At 73.8% G+C, this 15,602-nt stretch carries 14 protein-coding genes; 9 read left to right on the top strand and 5 right to left on the bottom strand.

The window, feature by feature from the left end; translation table 11 throughout:
• Window positions 1-90 precede the first annotated feature (90 nt).
• The gene (gene rpsA, locus ACGFIA_RS08430; protein WP_357380953.1) at window positions 91-1,620 is read left to right on the top strand and encodes a 30S ribosomal protein S1; all 1,530 of its coding nucleotides are present in this window, start codon (window positions 91-93) and stop codon (window positions 1,618-1,620) included.
• Between the two features lie 159 nt (window positions 1,621-1,779).
• On the top strand, window positions 1,780-2,958 hold the full coding sequence (coaE, locus tag ACGFIA_RS08425) for a dephospho-CoA kinase (RefSeq protein WP_393259332.1): 1,179 nt from the start codon (window positions 1,780-1,782) through the stop codon (window positions 2,956-2,958).
• Between the two features lie 41 nt (window positions 2,959-2,999).
• Here the strand turns inward: coaE and ACGFIA_RS08420 are convergent, their stop codons facing one another.
• On the bottom strand, window positions 3,000-4,610 hold the full coding sequence (locus ACGFIA_RS08420) for a hypothetical protein (protein ID WP_393259225.1): 1,611 nt from the start codon (window positions 4,608-4,610) through the stop codon (window positions 3,000-3,002).
• Window positions 4,611-4,905: 295 nt separating this feature from the next.
• On the opposite strand from ACGFIA_RS08420, the gene uvrB reads away from it, so the two are divergent.
• From uvrB to ACGFIA_RS08400, 4 genes are all read left to right on the top strand, one after another.
• Window positions 4,906-7,011, top strand: coding sequence for an excinuclease ABC subunit UvrB (uvrB, locus tag ACGFIA_RS08415; protein ID WP_357380959.1), 2,106 nt, complete (start codon window positions 4,906-4,908; stop codon window positions 7,009-7,011).
• A gap of 16 nt (window positions 7,012-7,027) precedes the next feature.
• A complete protein-coding gene (locus ACGFIA_RS08410) occupies window positions 7,028-7,864 on the top strand; it encodes a helix-turn-helix transcriptional regulator (RefSeq protein ID WP_357380961.1) in 837 nt (278 codons plus the stop codon).
• 25 nt (window positions 7,865-7,889) lie between these two features.
• Window positions 7,890-8,258 carry a VOC family protein gene (locus ACGFIA_RS08405; protein WP_357380963.1) on the top strand — a complete coding sequence of 123 codons (369 nt, stop codon included), beginning with the start codon at window positions 7,890-7,892 and terminating at the stop codon, window positions 8,256-8,258.
• Window positions 8,259-8,343: 85 nt separating this feature from the next.
• Window positions 8,344-9,237, top strand: a complete 894-nt coding sequence (locus ACGFIA_RS08400; RefSeq protein ID WP_357380964.1) for a DUF5753 domain-containing protein — start codon at window positions 8,344-8,346, stop codon at window positions 9,235-9,237.
• A 99-nt stretch (window positions 9,238-9,336) separates the two neighbouring features.
• Here the strand turns inward: ACGFIA_RS08400 and ACGFIA_RS08395 are convergent, their stop codons facing one another.
• Window positions 9,337-9,630: an antibiotic biosynthesis monooxygenase gene (locus ACGFIA_RS08395; RefSeq protein WP_357380967.1), complete on the bottom strand. Its 294-nt coding sequence runs from the start codon at window positions 9,628-9,630 to the stop codon at window positions 9,337-9,339.
• A gap of 394 nt (window positions 9,631-10,024) precedes the next feature.
• On the opposite strand from ACGFIA_RS08395, the gene ACGFIA_RS08390 reads away from it, so the two are divergent.
• Window positions 10,025-11,023, top strand: a complete 999-nt coding sequence (locus ACGFIA_RS08390; protein ID WP_357380969.1) for a TerC family protein — start codon at window positions 10,025-10,027, stop codon at window positions 11,021-11,023.
• Window positions 11,024-11,080: 57 nt separating this feature from the next.
• On the opposite strand, the gene ACGFIA_RS08385 is transcribed toward ACGFIA_RS08390, so the two are convergent.
• Window positions 11,081-11,950: a C40 family peptidase gene (locus ACGFIA_RS08385; protein WP_357474998.1), complete on the bottom strand. Its 870-nt coding sequence runs from the start codon at window positions 11,948-11,950 to the stop codon at window positions 11,081-11,083.
• 99 nt (window positions 11,951-12,049) lie between these two features.
• Window positions 12,050-13,147 (bottom strand): mandelate racemase/muconate lactonizing enzyme family protein, encoded by a 1,098-nt coding sequence (locus ACGFIA_RS08380; protein ID WP_393259220.1) that lies wholly within the window; start codon window positions 13,145-13,147, stop codon window positions 12,050-12,052.
• Between the two features lie 44 nt (window positions 13,148-13,191).
• On the opposite strand from ACGFIA_RS08380, the gene ACGFIA_RS08375 reads away from it, so the two are divergent.
• Window positions 13,192-13,989 (top strand): tyrosine-protein phosphatase, encoded by a 798-nt coding sequence (locus ACGFIA_RS08375; RefSeq protein ID WP_357380975.1) that lies wholly within the window; start codon window positions 13,192-13,194, stop codon window positions 13,987-13,989.
• A gap of 4 nt (window positions 13,990-13,993) precedes the next feature.
• Here ACGFIA_RS08375 and ACGFIA_RS08370 read toward each other — a convergent pair whose 3' ends face one another.
• Window positions 13,994-14,863, bottom strand: coding sequence for a serine hydrolase (locus ACGFIA_RS08370; protein ID WP_357474992.1), 870 nt, complete (start codon window positions 14,861-14,863; stop codon window positions 13,994-13,996).
• Between the two features lie 73 nt (window positions 14,864-14,936).
• Here ACGFIA_RS08370 and ACGFIA_RS08365 point away from each other — a divergent pair, with 73 nt between their 5' ends.
• Entirely contained in the window at window positions 14,937-15,602 is a 666-nt protein-coding gene (locus tag ACGFIA_RS08365; protein ID WP_393259217.1) for a class I SAM-dependent methyltransferase, read from the top strand.

The following is a 15,602-nucleotide window of genomic DNA, read 5'->3' as shown; positions in this document are numbered from 1 at the left end:
GTCACCGGAGCCACTAATGATCTTCTCGCGTCGATCGTTCGGTGTGCCCGGCGACGGATCCGTTGGCGCGGAAGAGTCACCGCGACACCCATGCCCGCTGTGACAACCCATCCGACCGGAGCAACCGCCCACATGACGAGCAGCATCGAGGCCACCTCGAGCGCCAACAAGGTCACCCACGACGACCTCGGCTCTGAGGAAGCTTTCCTCGCCGCGATCGACGAGACCATCAAGTACTTCAACGACGGCGACATTGTCGAAGGCACCGTCGTCAAGGTCGATCGGGACGAGGTCCTGCTCGACATCGGCTACAAGACCGAGGGTGTCATCCCCTCTCGGGAGTTGTCGATCAAGCACGACGTGGACCCGGCCGAGGTCGTTTCGGTGGGTGACCACATCGAGGCCCTCGTCCTCCAGAAGGAGGACAAGGAGGGTCGGCTGATCCTCTCCAAGAAGCGGGCGCAGTACGAGCGGGCCTGGGGCACGATCGAGAAGATCAAGGACGAGGACGGCGTCGTCCGCGGTTCGGTCATCGAGGTCGTCAAGGGTGGTCTCATCCTCGACATCGGCCTGCGTGGCTTCCTGCCCGCGTCGCTCGTCGAGATGCGGCGTGTGCGTGACCTGCAGCCGTACGTCGGCCGCGAGCTCGAAGCCAAGATCATCGAGCTGGACAAGAACCGCAACAACGTGGTGCTGTCCCGCCGTGCCTGGCTGGAGCAGACGCAGTCCGAGGTGCGCACCGAGTTCCTCAACAAGCTCCAGAAGGGGCAGGTCCGCAAGGGCGTCGTCTCCTCGATCGTCAACTTCGGCGCGTTCGTCGACCTGGGCGGCGTGGACGGCCTCGTGCACGTCTCCGAGCTGTCCTGGAAGCACATCGACCACCCGTCCGAGGTCGTCGAGGTGGGCCAGGAGGTCGAGGTCGAGGTCCTGGACGTCGACCTGGACCGCGAGCGGGTCTCGCTGTCGCTGAAGGCGACGCAGGAGGACCCGTGGCGTCAGTTCGCCCGCACCCACGCGATCCAGCAGATCGTGCCGGGTAAGGTCACCAAGCTGGTGCCGTTCGGCGCGTTCGTCCGGGTGGACGACGGCATCGAGGGCCTGGTCCACATCTCCGAGCTGGCCGAGCGCCACGTGGAGATCCCGGAGCAGGTCGTGCAGGTCGGCTCCGAGGTCATGGTCAAGGTCATCGACATCGACCTGGAGCGCCGCCGGATCTCGCTGTCGCTCAAGCAGGCCAACGAGGGCTTCGTCGAGGGCGAGGAGCACTTCGACCCGACCCTCTACGGCATGGCTGCCACGTACGACAACGAGGGCAACTACATCTACCCGGAGGGCTTCGACCCGGAGACGGGCGAGTGGCTCGAGGGCTACGACAAGCAGCGGGAGACCTGGGAGAACCAGTACGCCGAGGCCCGTCAGCGCTGGGAGGCCCACACCAAGCAGGTGCAGACCTCCCGCGCCGCCGACGCCGAGGCTGCCGCCAACCCGGCTCCGGCCACCACCGGCACCACCTCGACCTCGACCTCGGCCCCGAGCCGTCAGGCCGAGGAGCCGGCCGGCACGCTCGCGACCGACGAGGCGCTCGCCGCGCTGCGGGAGAAGCTCGCCGGCGGCAAGTGACCGGACGCTGACGCGGGTCCGTCCCACCGGACGGACCGCCGACTGCCTCTGACGACGGGCCCCGTCCCCGCGTTCCGCACCAGCGGAGCGCGGGGCGGGGCCCGCGTCGTGTGGCCGGGCGGTTTGGCATGCGGACGAAGGATCCGGTTGACTGTCCGGGTGCTGAAGGTGGGGCTGACCGGCGGAATCGGATCGGGCAAGAGCGCGGTGGCGAGCCGGCTCGCCGCGCTGGGCGCGGTGATCGTCGACTCGGACCGCATCGCCCGCGAGATCGTCGCGCCCGGCACCGACGGGCTGGCCGAGGTGGTCGCCGCCTTCTCCGACCGGGTCCTGGACGCCGACGGGGCGCTGGACCGGGCCGCCCTGGGCGCGCTGGTCTTCGGTGACGAGGCCGCCCGCCGCACGCTCGAAGGGATCACCCATCCCCGGGTACGCGCGCGCAGCGCCGAACTGGTCGCCGCCGCCCCCGCCGACGCGATAGTCGTCAACGACGTACCGCTGCTGGCCGAGGTGGGACTCGCGCCGACGTACCACCTGGTGGTCGTGGTGCGGACGGCCGTGCCGATCCGGATGGCCCGGCTGACCCGCGACCGGGGCATGGCCCCGGCGGAGGCCCAGCGGCGCATCGCCGCGCAGGCCGACGACGCCACCCGCCGCGCGGTCGCCGACGTGCTGCTCACGAACGACGGCACACTCGCCGAGCTGCACGCCGCGGTGGACGTCCTCTGGCGGGACCGCCTGCTGCCCTACGAGCGCAACGTCCGCGAGCGCCGCGCCGTCCCGCCCGACCCGGCGGCGCCGGCCGAGCCGGACCCGACCTGGCCCGAGCAGTACGCCCGGCTGGCCGCCCGGATCCGCCACGCGGCCGGCGGCGACATCCGCGTCGACCACGTCGGCTCCACGGCCGTGCCGGGCCTCGCCGCCCCGGACGTGATCGACATCCAGGTGACGGTCTCCTCGCTGGCCGAGGCGGACGGGCCGCTGGCGCGGCGGCTGGCCGAGGCGGGGTTCCCGCGGCTGCCGGGCGAGTGGTGGGACACCCCGCGTCAGCCGGAGGAGGTGCGCTGGCCCAAGCGGCTGCACGGGAGCGCGGACCCGGGGCGTCCGGTGCGCCTGCACCTGCGGGAGGCCGGTTCGCCCGGCTGGCGGTACGCGCTGCTCACGCGCGACCACCTGCGCGCCGACCCGGCTCGGCGGGCCGACTACCTCCAGGTGAAGCGGGAACTGGCGGCGGCCGCGCCGGAGCACGCCGCGTGGGGCACGGTGACCGATCCCTGGTTCGACGAGGAGCACCTGCGCGCCGAGGAGTGGGCGGCGCAGACCGGCTGGCGGCCCTGACCGGGCGCTCCGGCTCAGCGGGCTGTGGAGGCCCCGCCGGTTCAGCGGGGCGGCGCGGACGGCCCGCCGCTGCCCGGCGTGAGGTCGAGCCGGATCCACACGCCCGGCCGGGTGCGCAGTTCCATCCGGCGCGGCAGGCCGCCGCGGTCCAGCCACAGGCGGCGGTTGCCGGGCAGCTCGAACACGTCGACCGTCCGGTCGCCCAGCCGGTCCTCCCGGACCCGGGCGGTGGCGCCGGGCGCGTGCCGGGCCGCCCGCAGGGCCGCGTCGAGCAGCCGGTCCAGGTCATCGCCGGGCGGTCGCGTGGGGGCGGCGAGCAGCGCGGGCGGCATCGGCGTCGGGAGGGACGCGGGCCCGTCGGGGGGGTGCCGCACCTCGGCCACCCGGTCCGGCCGGACCCACCGCAGGGTACGCCGGCCGCTGCCCTCCTCGACCACGACGAGGTACGCCGACGGGCTCGTCCAGTTCACCGTGCCGGTGGCCCGCAGGTCGGCGGACGGGCCGAGCGGGGCGGCCACGTCCACCGACGCGCCGCGCAGTGCCCGTAGCCGGGCGGGCAGCGTGGCCAGCCGGGCGGCCTCGTCGTCGGTGAGCGCCCGGGGCTGCCCCGGCCGGCCGCCGAGGGCGTCCACCGCGCGCAGGGCGGGCCGGTCGGCACGGATCAGGTCGACGGTGACGGGCGTGCCGTCGGCCAGCCGGCCGGTGAGCCGGTGCAGCCGGGCGTCCGCGTCCACCCACAGCGCCGGCCGGCCGCCGAGCGGGGCCAGGGGCGCCTGGAGCACGTCCACCGGGACGCCGTCGACCTGGTCGCGGCGCAGCCACCGCCCGTCGGCGGCGGGCCTGTCGACCCGGTCGGCCCCGAGCCCGATCAGCAGGTCGCGTACCGCGCCGAGGCCGTGGCCGCCGGCCGGATCGCGCAGCCGCCACCGGTCCGCCGGTGGCACCAGCGGCGGCCGGGCCGGGGTGGGGAGCGCGGCGGGGTCGGGACGTACCAGCAGCGCGGACGCGACGGCCTGCACCAGGCCCCGGTCGGCACCCGCGCCCGGGCCGCCGACGTCCAGGTAGACCAGGGGGCGGGCCCAGTCGACCCAGCCGACCAGTTCGGTACGGGCGGCGTCCGCGCCGACGGTGACCCGGACGCCGGCGCGCACGTCGCGCAGGTTGGTGACCCGCAGCGCTGCCACCCGGTCGGCCTGGGCGGCGGTGAGGGGGCGTTCGGCTGCCGCCTTGTCGGTGTGGCCGGGTACCCACGCCGGCAGGGCGGCGACGAGCGTCGCGGCGGATATCGCAGCCGCCGCCACGAGCGCGGCGAGCGCGAGCCGGCGCCGGCCCGGCCCGTCCGGCGGATCGTCGGCGCCGTCCAGTTCCGGTTCGCCGGCCGGCCGGGTGACGAGCGTGGGGTGGTGGCCGGCGAGCAGGCCGGCGCGGCGGCGACGCCCGGCCACTGTGGCGGGCCGGGTCGGTGTGCTGGTGCGGCCACGCCGGTGACCCCGGCCCGGTTCACGGGGTACGGCCTGGTCGCCGCCGCCACGCGCGGAGGACCGGTGGGGACGGCTCACCCCGCGCGGGCGGCCCGGCTCGTCGGCGGGCGGGGGCGTGCCGGTGCCGGTGTCGGGCTCGCGTCGCGGCCGGCGCTCGGGAGAGGTCCCCACGAGTGGAGAACGCGAGAGCGGGGTTTCGGTGACGAGCAGGGGCGCTCGCGGCGGCCGGTCAGCGCTGCGCGCGACCACCGTCGGCGCGCACGCCGGTCGTCCCGGGTGCTGCGGCCCTGGCGCCGGGGGCGACCGGCCCGCGAGGGGCGATCACCGGCCCGGTCGGCCGCCGCGAGCGGCCTACGGTACGAGGATAGGCCGGTGAGATGAGCCACACAATGCGAATATCGAAGCGGATCAGGGACGGTCAGTGGTCGTGGCCGAAGTGTCGGACCCCGGGCGTACGGTTGGTGTCATGGCGCTCGACATTCCCCGGCTCGACGGCCGCTTCCAGGTCGTCAGTGAGTTCCAGCCGGCCGGTGACCAGCCGGCTGCCATCGACGAGCTTGAGCGCCGCGTGCGGCGCGGCGACCGCAACACGGTGCTGCTCGGCGCGACCGGCACGGGCAAGAGCGCCACCACGGCGTGGCTGGTCGAGCGGCTCCAGCGGCCGACCCTGGTGCTCGCCCCCAACAAGACGCTCGCCGCCCAGCTCGCGAAGGAGTTCGGCGAGCTGCTGCCGGGCAACGCGGTCGAATACTTCGTCTCCTACTACGACTACTACCAGCCCGAGGCGTACATCCCGCAGACCGACACCTACATCGAGAAGGACTCCTCGATCAACGAGGAGGTCGAGCGGCTGCGGCACTCGGCCACCATGTCGCTGCTCACCCGGCGTGACGTCATCGTGGTGGCCACCGTCTCGGCGATCTACGGCCTGGGCACGCCGGAGGAATACCTCGACCGGGCCGTGCGGGTCAAGGTCGGCCAGGAGCTGGATCGCGACCAGTTGCTGCGCCGGCTCGTCGACATTCAGTACACGCGCAACGACATGGCCTTCCAGCGCGGCACGTTCCGGGTGCGCGGCGACACGCTGGAGATCATCCCCGCGTACGAGGAGCTGGCGGTCCGGATCGAGCTGTTCGGTGACGAGATCGAGAAGCTCTACTACCTCAACCCGCTAACCGGTGACGTGGTCCGCGAGGTCGACAGCCTGATGATCTTCCCGGCCACGCACTACGCCGCGGGCCCGGAGCGGATGGAACGGGCGATCCGCGACATCGAGGCCGAGCTGGGCGAGCGGCTGGCCGAGCTGGACCGGCAGGGCAAGCTGCTGGAGGCCCAGCGGCTGCGCATGCGCACCACCTACGACATCGAGATGATGCGCCAGGTGGGGTTCTGCTCCGGCATCGAGAACTACTCGATGCACATCGACGGCCGGCTGCCCGGCAGCCCGCCGCACTGCCTGCTCGACTACTTCCCCGACGACTTCCTCACCGTGGTCGACGAGTCGCACGTGACCATCCCGCAGATCGGCGGCATGTACGAGGGCGACGCCTCCCGAAAGCGGATGCTCATCGACCACGGCTTCCGGCTGCCCAGCGCCGCCGACAACCGGCCGCTGCGCTTCGACGAGTTCCTGGAGCGCGTCGGCCAGATGGTCTACCTCTCGGCGACCCCCGGCCCGTGGGAGCTGGAGCAGGCGCAGGGCGAGTTCGTCGAGCAGGTGATCCGGCCGACCGGCCTGATCGACCCCGAGGTGGTGGTCAAGCCGACGAAGGGGCAGATCGACGACCTCATGCACGAGATCAAGCTGCGTACCGAGCGGGACGAGCGGGTGCTGGTCACGACGCTCACCAAGAAGATGGCCGAGGACCTCTCCGACTACCTGCTGGAGAACGGCATCCGGGTGCGCTACCTGCACTCCGAGGTCGACACGCTGCGCCGCGTCGAGCTGCTGCGCGAGCTGCGCAAGGGCGACTACGACGTGCTGGTGGGCATCAACCTGCTCCGGGAGGGTCTCGACCTGCCCGAGGTGTCGCTGGTGGCGATCCTCGACGCCGACAAGGAGGGCTTCCTGCGCAGCGGCCGGTCGCTGATCCAGACCATCGGCCGCGCGGCCCGTAACGTCTCCGGTCAGGTCCACATGTACGCCGACAAGATCACGCCGTCGATGGCGAGCGCGATCGACGAGACCAACCGGCGCCGGGCCAAGCAGATCGCGCACAACGAGGCGAACGGCATCAGCCCGGAGCCGCTGCGCAAGAAGATCCACGACATCCTCGACGACATCTACCGTGAGGCGGAGGACACCGAGAACAGCAACGTCGGCGGCGCGGCGCGGCAGTTGTCCCGGGGCAAGGCGCCGGTCAAGGAGACGCGCAGCCGCCGGGGCGCGGCGGCGACCCCGTCGCGGGAGGGGATGGCCCGGGCCGACCTGGCCAACCTCATCCAGGAGCTGAACGACCAGATGCTCGCCGCCGCGCGGGAGCTGCAGTTCGAGCTGGCCGCGCGGATCCGCGACGAGGTCGCCGACCTCAAGAAGGAGCTGCGCGGGATGGACGCCGCAGGGGTCCGGTGACCGGCGCGGCGGCGCGATGCTGACCGAGGCCGTCGTCGGGCACCCCGACCCTCGGCTGCGCCGGTGGGTGGGCAGCTACCTCGGCTACCGCGAGGACGCGCCCGTCCCGCTGGTACGCCGGGAGGTGGCGGGCGCCTTCGTGGTGCTGATCCTCGGCTGGGGCGACCCCCTCGACGTGACCGATCCGCGTGCCGCCGGCCGGGGCGGGTCCGCCGCGAACGCCTTCCTGGCCGGTCCGTTCGACGGCTGGTGCGTCACCCGGACGGCCGGCACCGGCACCGGGGTGCAGGTGCTGCTGACCGCCCCGGCGGCCCGCCGCCTGCTCGGGCTGCCGCTGGCCGAGCTGGCCAACCGGGCGGTGCCGGTCGGCGCGGTGGCGGGCTGGCTGGCCCGGCTGCGCGACGAGCTGGCCGGCGAGCCGGGCTGGCCGGAGCGCTTCGCCCGGCTCGACGCCGCCCTGGCCGCGCGGCTGGCGGCGACCGCGCCGGTGGACCCGCACCTGCTGGCCGCCTGGCGGCGTCTGGACGGCAGCGGGGGAGCGGTCGGCGTGGCCGCGCTCGCAGGGGAGCTGGGCTGGTCCCGGCGCCACCTGTCGGTCCGGTTCCGGCAGGAGTTCGGCCTGCCGCCGAAGACTGTCGCCCGGCTGCTGCGCTTCGAGCGGGCGTACGCGAGCCTGGGCCGTACCCTTCTCACCGCGCCGGTCGCGGTGCCGGACGACGCCGGCTGGGCGGAGCGGGCGGCCCGGTGGGGCTACTACGACCAGTCGCACCTGATCCGGGAGTTCCGCGAGTTCGCCGGCACCACCCCGGCCGCGCTGACCGGGCCCGGATCGCATTCGTCCAATCCGGCCTGACCGCCCCGGCGGCAGACTGACCGCCATGCGAAGCATCTATCCGGTCCTGCGGTATCCCGACGTGCGAGCCGCCGTCGACTTCCTCTGTTCGGCGTTCGGCCTCACCGTGCGCGAGGCCCACGAGCTGCCCGACGGCACCATCGGCCACGCCGAGCTGGCGTACGGCGACGACCTGGTGATGCTCGGCCCGGGGCCGGCGCCGCAGTCCCGGCCGGCGGACGACGACTACCGCGTCTACGTGGCGCTCGACGACGTGGACGCGCACCACGAGCGCGCCCGGGCGGCCGGGGCGGAGATCGTCCGGGCGCCGTTCGACACCGACTACGGCTCGCGTGACTACGCCGCCCGCGACGTGGCCGGGCTGGTCTGGTCGTTCGGTACCTACCGCCCCTGAGCACGCCGTCCGCGCGGTTGCGCTCTGTGGGGGAGGTATTGCCGAGCGTGACGGCGATGCGTACGCTCCCTCCCGGGAGGCGCGCATGCCGTTGTCAGCAAGTCCTGTGGTCCGGAGGGCGAGGCTCGGTGTGGAGCTGCGCCGGCTGCGCCGTCGCGAGTCGCTCACGCTCGAGCAGGTCTGCGCCCGGTTGGGCTGGGCGTCCACGTCGAAGCTGTCCCGCATCGAGCTGGGGCAGAGCCGGCCCGACCTGGCCGACGTGCTCGACCTGCTCGACGTCTACGCGGTGCCGTCGCCGCAGCGCGACGAGCTGATCGTCATCGCCCGCGACGCCGCCACCGGCCGGGGCTGGTCCAAGGCGCTCGGCGAGATGGGGGAGCGTCAGCGGGCGTACGCCGAGCTGGAGGCGGGCGCGGAGCGCATCGTGGAGTACCAGTGCGTGCTCGTGCCCGGGCTGCTCCAGACCCCGGCGTACGCCCGGCTGCGGGTGTCGGCCGGCGCGGCGCTGACCGGGGAGGTGGACGTGGAGGCGGACGTGCGCGCCCGGGTGGCACGCCAGGAGCTGTTGATCCGGCCGGACCCGCCGCACTACACCGCGCTTGTCGACGAGCGCGTCTGCGACCCGGACGGCCTGCCCGCGGACGTGTGGCGCGACCAGATGCGGCATCTGCTCGCGCTCGCCGAGCGGCCCCGGGTCAGCGTCCGGGTGCTGCCGTCGGCGGCGTCGGGCGGAGACGGGCCGCACCCGCTGGCGCCGTTCTCCTACTACGCCTACCCCGACCCGGAGGACCCGCGCACCGTGCTGGTGGAGACGCTCACCACCGACCTGCGGCTGGTTGCCGAGGCGGAGGTGGCCCACTACGAGCGGGTGATCGAGCGGCTGCTGGCGGCGGCGCTGCCGCGGGACGCCTCCGCCGAACTGGTGGCCCGGCGGCTCGGCGCGGCGCCGGTGCCCCGGCCGCGCGGCCCGCACGAGTAACGGCTCGTCGGCTGGGCGCGGCCACCGGGCCCGGCGCCCCCGTTGCCCGTCGGGATCGGTGACCGCGCAGCGCGCAGGCTACGGCGGGGGTACGACAGTTCAGGCCGGAACGTCGATGAAGTGCTCGACCAGGGGCGGTCCGGCGAAGTGCGGGCCGATCAGCCCGCGCCACTGCGCGAACCGTTCGGTCTGGCGGAAGTTCACGTCGTGGGCCTCGACCGAGTCCCACTCGACGAGCAGCACGAACCGGGTGGGCGACTCCACGCCGCGGGTCATCCGCACGGAGCGGCAGCCGTCGGCGCCGGCGAGGATCGGCCGCGCCTGCGCGTAGGCGGCGGCGAACTCGTCCTCGTGTCCGGGAGTCACATCGATGAGCGCAACCTCAAGAACCATGCTGGCAGCCTGCCATGCCGGCCGCCCGCCGGCGCGTCCCGGGGTGAATGTGCCGGCGTGCTGCGTAGAGGCGCAGGGCTAGCCTCCTAGGACGCATTGCGCGACGTGAGCCGCGGCACCTCGGGAGATCAGGCAGCGGCCCAGAGATGCGCCATGCGGGTGCGATGGTGAACAATGGCGGCCGAGGAGGGGAGTATTCCCCCGCGACGGAGTCGTCAGCACGGAAGAGCGCCCGTACCCCCAGGCGCCCGACCCGGCTCCGTCGGTCGGAACCCGGCACCCGGGCCCCGGCGGAAGAGACCTCCGACAGTCACCCCAGTCAGCGTCGACGCACCCCGCGACCACACCCGGCGTACGGTGTGCCTCGACGCAGCGTGTCTGCCGGAGGATGGATTTGAACGTGTCCGCATTGGTGTGGGCGGTAACGCTGATCGCGATGACCGCGATCCTGCTCGCCGACCTGTTCATCATCGGCCGGCGGCCGCACGAGCCGAGCGTCCGCGAGTCCAGCCTGTGGGTGGGCTTCTACGTCGGCTTGGCGCTGGTCTTCGGGGTGGTGCTCTGGCTGACCGCCGGTGGCCGCGTCGCCGGTGAGTTCTACACGGGCTGGCTCACCGAGTACAGCCTCTCGGTGGACAATCTCTTCGTCTTCGTGATCATCATGGCCCGGTTCGGGGTGCCCCGGCAGTACCAGCAGAAGGTGCTGCTCATCGGCATCATTCTGGCGCTGGTCATGCGCGGTGGCTTCATCGCGGCCGGTGCGGCGCTGATCTCCCAGTTCTCCTGGGTGTTCTACATCTTCGGCGCGTTCCTCATCTACACCGCCGTCAACCTGGCCCGGCAGGGCGAGCCGGACGAGGACGAGTTCAGCGAGAACGTGCTGATCCGGTGGAGCCGCAGGGCGCTGCCGCTGTCCCGGGACTATGACGGCGCGAAGGTGACCACCCGGGAGAACGGCCGGCGGCTGTTCACGCCGATGCTGATCGTGATGATCGCGATCGGCACCACCGACCTGATCTTCGCGCTGGACTCGATCCCGGCGATCTTCGGCATCACCCAGGAGCCGTACCTGGTCTTCACCGCGAACGTGTTCGCGCTGATGGGGCTGCGGCAGCTCTACTTCCTGCTGGGCGGCCTGCTGGACCGGCTCATCTACCTCAGCTACGGCCTGGCGGTGGTGCTCGGCTTCATCGGCGTGAAGCTGATGCTGGAGGCGCTGGCCGAGAACAACCTGCCGTTCATCAACGGCGGCGAGCACGTGGCGTGGGCCCCGCACATCCCGATCTGGCTCTCGCTCACCGTCATCCTCGGCACCCTGGCCGTGGCGACTGTGGCCAGCCTGGCGAAGTCGTCGCGGGACCGGCGCCGGGAACTGGCCCAGGCCCGCCGCTGACCCGTCCGTACCGTCGGGGCGCTCCCGTGCCGGGGGCGCCCCGAGGCGTGTCAGGGGTCAGACGCGGTGCGCGCCGACGAGGGTGGCCCTCCGGTCGGCCGGCAGCTCCTCCTCGATCACCCGCCGGGTCAGGTAGCAGGCGTGCAGCATCCGGCGCCGGCCGCCGTGCGGCTCGGCCGACACGATCCCGACGTGGTGGATGCGCCGGCCGGGCCGGGCGAAGAAGTAGAGGTCGCCGGGGCGTTCGGCGTCCAGCGGCACCTGCGAGGTCGCCGCCGCCTGGTCGTCGGCGTCGCGGGGCAGTGTGATGCCGTACCGACGCCAGGCCAGGTGCACCAGCCCGGAGCAGTCGATGCCGTCGGTGGACATGCCGCCCCAGACGTAGGCCAGGTCGCGCAGCCGCTCGGCGACCGCGAGCACCTTCTCGGCCTCGGGACGCTCGGCGGGCAGCGGCACCAGATCGTCCTCCGGGGCCCAGAGCGGATCGGGCCGCCCGGGTACGCGGACCGGACGCCTGCCGTCCACCGCCGGCCCGGCCGGTGTGAGCCGGGTGCCGAGGACCACGCCGGTGAGCGCCGCGTCGCCCTCCGACCCGGCGCGCAACGCGGTGCGGGCGGCGTCGACGGTCAGCGGGCCGTCAGCGGCCGGGTCGGCGTCGGCCAGGTGGGCGGCCCGCAGCCAGCCCGGATAGCCGTCGGTGCCGAGCTTCGCGGCGGGCTGGCCCAGGGCCACCACCCGGACCCAGCCGTCCGGGCGGGTCTCGATGACACGCACCGGCTCGCCGAGCAGCAGCTGGGTCAGGACACAGTCGCCGACGCGCTGGTCGCGGTCCATGCCGGCGATCCAGGCGGCGACGTCGGGGGAGCCGGCGAGGGCGGGACGGTCGACCGGGCGTACCGCCTCGGGGGCGGTCCACAGGGTTGCCACCGGCACTCGTACGACGGCTCGCCGGCCGGGCTGAGGCGCCACGCGTACCCCTCTCTCCGGTGGTCGTCGGGGCGACCATATGAAAAATTCTGACGTTGCTCAACCAACTGTCTGAATTTTAGCTTCACGCAGTCCGGTGACGCCCAGACCCGGCGCGTCGGGCAGCAGCACGCTCGCGTCCTCGTACCGGATGCCACCGGTGACCGGCGACCAGGCCAGCCACCAGGCGGCGTCGAGGTCCGACACGGCCGTGGTGCCGTAGGCGGCGACCAGGCTGGCCGCGGCGCCGACCCCCACCGGGCCCTCCATCATCGAGCCGACGATGGTGCCCATGCCGTGCGCGGCGGCCAGGTCGAGCAGCGTGCGCGCCGGTTGCAGGCCGCCGCACTTGGCCAGCTTCACATTGACCATGTCGGCCGCCCGGCGCCGGATCACCTCGACCAGGTCACGCACGTCGAAGACGGACTCGTCGGCCAGCACCGGCAGGTCGACCCGGTCGCTGACCCAGGCCAGCCCGTCCAGGTCGCGACGGTGCACCGGCTGCTCGACCAGCTCCACGTCGAGTCCCGCGTCCTCGATCGCGCGGATCACCCGGACCGCCTCCCGGGGCGTCCAGCCCTGGTTGGCGTCCAGCCGGATCCGCACGTCCGGGCCCACCGCCGCGCGCACCGCGCGAACCCGGTCCAGGTCGCCGTGGGCGTCGGTGCCGACCTTGAGCTTGAGCACCGTGAACCCCTCGGCCCCGCGCCGGGCCGCCGTCGCGGCCAGGTCGACCGCGTCACCGGCGGCCAGCGTGACGTCGGTCGGCACGCGCAGCGCCGTGCCTCCGAGCAGACGCACCAGGGGTACGCCGAGCCGCCGCGCGGCCAGGTCGTGCAGCGCCACGTCGAGCGCCGCCTTCGCCGACTCGTTGCCCACCACGGCACCGCGCACCAGCGCGCAGGCCGCCTGGAGGTCGTCGGCGTCGCGGCCGATCAACAGCGGCGCGAGCAGTTCGCGTACGCACGCCTCGGCGCCCGCCACCGACGCGCCGGTGACCTGCCAGACCTGCGGCGCCTCCCCGAAACCCGGGCGGCCGTCGCTGTCGATGACCTCCACGACCAGCGTGTCCACGGTGGTGGTACGGCGCAGCGCGGTGACGAACGGCGTGTGTAAGGGGGCCGAAAGGCGGTGGGTGCGTACCGCGGCGATCGTCATGTGGGGCACCCTATAGCCAACTGGCGGCGAGCAGGGGAGGGCCGATGTCCGGGCGGGAATGGGAGCTGGTGGGCGCGCCGAACGCGCGTGACCTGGGTGGACTGCCGACGGTCGATGGACGTCGGGTGCGCGCGGGGCGGCTCATCCGCACGCCCGCGCTGGGCCGGCTCACCGACGAGGACCTGCCGGTGCTGGGCAAGCTCGGCCCGGCCTGCGTGGTGGACCTGCGTGACGCGCACGAGCAGGCGGTGGCCCCGCCGGACCGGCTCGTGGGCGAGCCCCGCACCGTGCACCTGCCGGTCTACGACGCGGCGCACCCGGTGTTCACGTACGTCTCGGCGGTGTTGCAGGGCCACGACCTGGACGCGTACGCGGCGCTGGCCCGCGAGGGCATGCCGGGGGCGATGACGGCGATCTACCGCTGGTTCGTCACCGGGGAGTCGGCGCGGGCCGGGTTCGGCGCGGCGGTGCGGCTCGCCGCCGAGGGCGCGAACCTGCCGCTGCTGTTCCACTGCTCGGCCGGCAAGGACCGCACCGGCTGGCTGTCGGTGGTGCTGCTGACCGTGCTGGGCGTCCAGGAGGAGGCGATCCGCGCCGACTACCTGGTGCACAACGAGCTGACCGAGAGCCTGCGCGAGGTGCTGCTGTCCGCGATGGTCCAGCGCCGGCCGGACCTCGACCCGGCGGTGGCCCGGCCGCTGCTGGAGGTGCGCCCGGAGTACCTGGACGCCGCCTACGACGAGGTGCGCCGCGCGCACGGCTCGTTCGACGCGTACCTGCGCGACGGTCTGGGGGTGACCGACGCGCACCGCGCGGCGCTGCGCGAGCGGCTGCTGGAGTAGCGGGTCAGCCGGCCAGGTCGTGCCGCGCGGCCCAGACCCGCGCGGAGACGTGCGCGATCAGCCGGCACGCGTCGTCCTCGGCCTCGTCGCCGTCCGCGCCGCCGTCGGCCAGGTCGGTGGTGGTGCAGACGACGATCGTGTACGGCGGCGCGTCGTCCGGGAACACCACGCCCGCGCCGTGGCGCACGCCGCGTACCCAGCCGTTCTTGTGCGCGACGCGGGTGCCGTCGGGCAGCCCGGCGGCCAGGTCCTCGCGGTGTTCCTGCGCGACGAGCACGTCGAGCATGGCGGCGCAGGCGGCCGGCGAGGCGAGCGGACCGGGCCGGGTCGCGCCGAGCGCCAGCTCGCCGAGCAGAGCGGCCAGGTCGGCGGCGGTGACCAGGTTGTCGACGCCCGAGTCGCGGGCGGCGAAGTCCTCGATGCCGCGGCCGGTGACGCTGTGCCGGGCTCCGGCGAGCGCCCACGCCTGCGCCACGGCGGGCAGCCCCACCTGGCCGATGCAGATGTTCGTGGCCAGGTTGCTGGACCGGACGATCATCCGTTCGGCGAGCCAGCGCAGCGGCGCCTCGCCGCCGACGCGGTCCCAGACCGCCTCGTCGTTGTCGTAGTCGCGGTCGTTGGCGAAGCGGGGTGCCCCCGGCAGCGCGGAGTCGAACGAGTTGCGCACCGGCACCGGCGCGTCCAGGTCGAGCCGGCCGGCCTCGGCGGCGCGGAACAGCGCCACCAGCACCGCCAGCTTCATGGTGCTCGCCGCGTAGTGGGTGGTGTCGGCCCGCCGCGCCCACGCCTGCCGCGCGCCGGGGCGGCACACGTACGCGGAGACGGTGCCGGGCACCTTGTCCAGGTGCGCGTCGAGCTCGTCCTGCCAGGTCATGCCCGCACCGTAGCCGATCTTCCCGGCGCTCGCGGGGCAGCGGTGGCCGTAGGGGCGGGGCTAGCGTACGGAGATGACGACCCCGTTGTACGACGGCATCGCCGACTGGTACGAGGAGTACGCCAGCGAGACCTCGTCGGTCTACATGGACCGCGTCCGGTCGGTGCTGGCCGGCCTGCTGGGCGACGGCCCGGGGCACTGTGTGGACCTGTGCTGCGGCACCGGCGCGCACGCGGCCGAGCTGCGCCGTCTCGGATGGACACCGGTCGGGGTGGACCTGTCCGGCGGGCAGTTGCGCCACGCCCGCGCCCGGCTGCCGGTGGCCCGTGCCGACGCCACAGCGTTGCCGCTGGCCACCGGTGCCGTACCGGCGGTGGTCTGCGTGCTGGCGCACACCGACATGCCGGACTATCCGGCGGCGATCGCCGAGGCGGCACGCGTGCTGGCACCCGGCGGGCGGCTGGTGCACGTCGGCGTGCACCCGTGTTTCGTCGGCGCGTTCGCCGACCGGTCCGAGCCGGAGCGGATCGTGATCGACGGCGGGTACGCCTCCCGGGAGCACACGCTCCGGTCCTGGAACTCGATCGGCGTCCGCGCCCGGGTCGGCGCCTGGCACCTGCCCCTGGCCGGCCTGCTGGGCGCCGTGACGGACGCCGGCCTGCGGCTGACCCGGGTGGTCGAGTCCGGCTCCGGACCCGTCCCCGACGTCCTGGCCCTGGAGGCCACCAAGCCCCGCTGA

The sequence above is a fragment of the Micromonospora sp. NPDC049203 genome, assembly GCF_043197215.1.
GTDB lineage: Bacteria > Actinomycetota > Actinomycetes > Mycobacteriales > Micromonosporaceae > Micromonospora.
The sequence above is the reverse complement of the archived record's forward strand: the minus strand, read 5'-3'. Positions and strand labels throughout refer to the sequence as shown.

What these genes read in the sequence shown, in the direction of transcription:
- ACGFIA_RS08400 (WP_357380964.1), top strand. Translation starts at nt 8,344, where the DNA reads ATGCCGTTGTCAGCAAGTCCTGTGGTCCGGAGGGCGAGGCTCGGTGTG.
- ACGFIA_RS08410 (WP_357380961.1), top strand. Translation starts at nt 7,028, where the DNA reads ATGCTGACCGAGGCCGTCGTCGGGCACCCCGACCCTCGGCTGCGCCGG.
- ACGFIA_RS08395 (WP_357380967.1), bottom strand. Translation starts at nt 9,630, where the DNA reads ATGGTTCTTGAGGTTGCGCTCATCGATGTGACTCCCGGACACGAGGAC.
- ACGFIA_RS08365 (WP_393259217.1), top strand. Translation starts at nt 14,937, where the DNA reads ATGACGACCCCGTTGTACGACGGCATCGCCGACTGGTACGAGGAGTAC.
- rpsA (WP_357380953.1), top strand. Translation starts at nt 91, where the DNA reads ATGCCCGCTGTGACAACCCATCCGACCGGAGCAACCGCCCACATGACG.
- ACGFIA_RS08405 (WP_357380963.1), top strand. Translation starts at nt 7,890, where the DNA reads ATGCGAAGCATCTATCCGGTCCTGCGGTATCCCGACGTGCGAGCCGCC.
- ACGFIA_RS08380 (WP_393259220.1), bottom strand. Translation starts at nt 13,147, where the DNA reads ATGACGATCGCCGCGGTACGCACCCACCGCCTTTCGGCCCCCTTACAC.
- ACGFIA_RS08370 (WP_357474992.1), bottom strand. Translation starts at nt 14,863, where the DNA reads ATGACCTGGCAGGACGAGCTCGACGCGCACCTGGACAAGGTGCCCGGC.
- ACGFIA_RS08375 (WP_357380975.1), top strand. Translation starts at nt 13,192, where the DNA reads ATGTCCGGGCGGGAATGGGAGCTGGTGGGCGCGCCGAACGCGCGTGAC.
- uvrB (WP_357380959.1), top strand. Translation starts at nt 4,906, where the DNA reads ATGGCGCTCGACATTCCCCGGCTCGACGGCCGCTTCCAGGTCGTCAGT.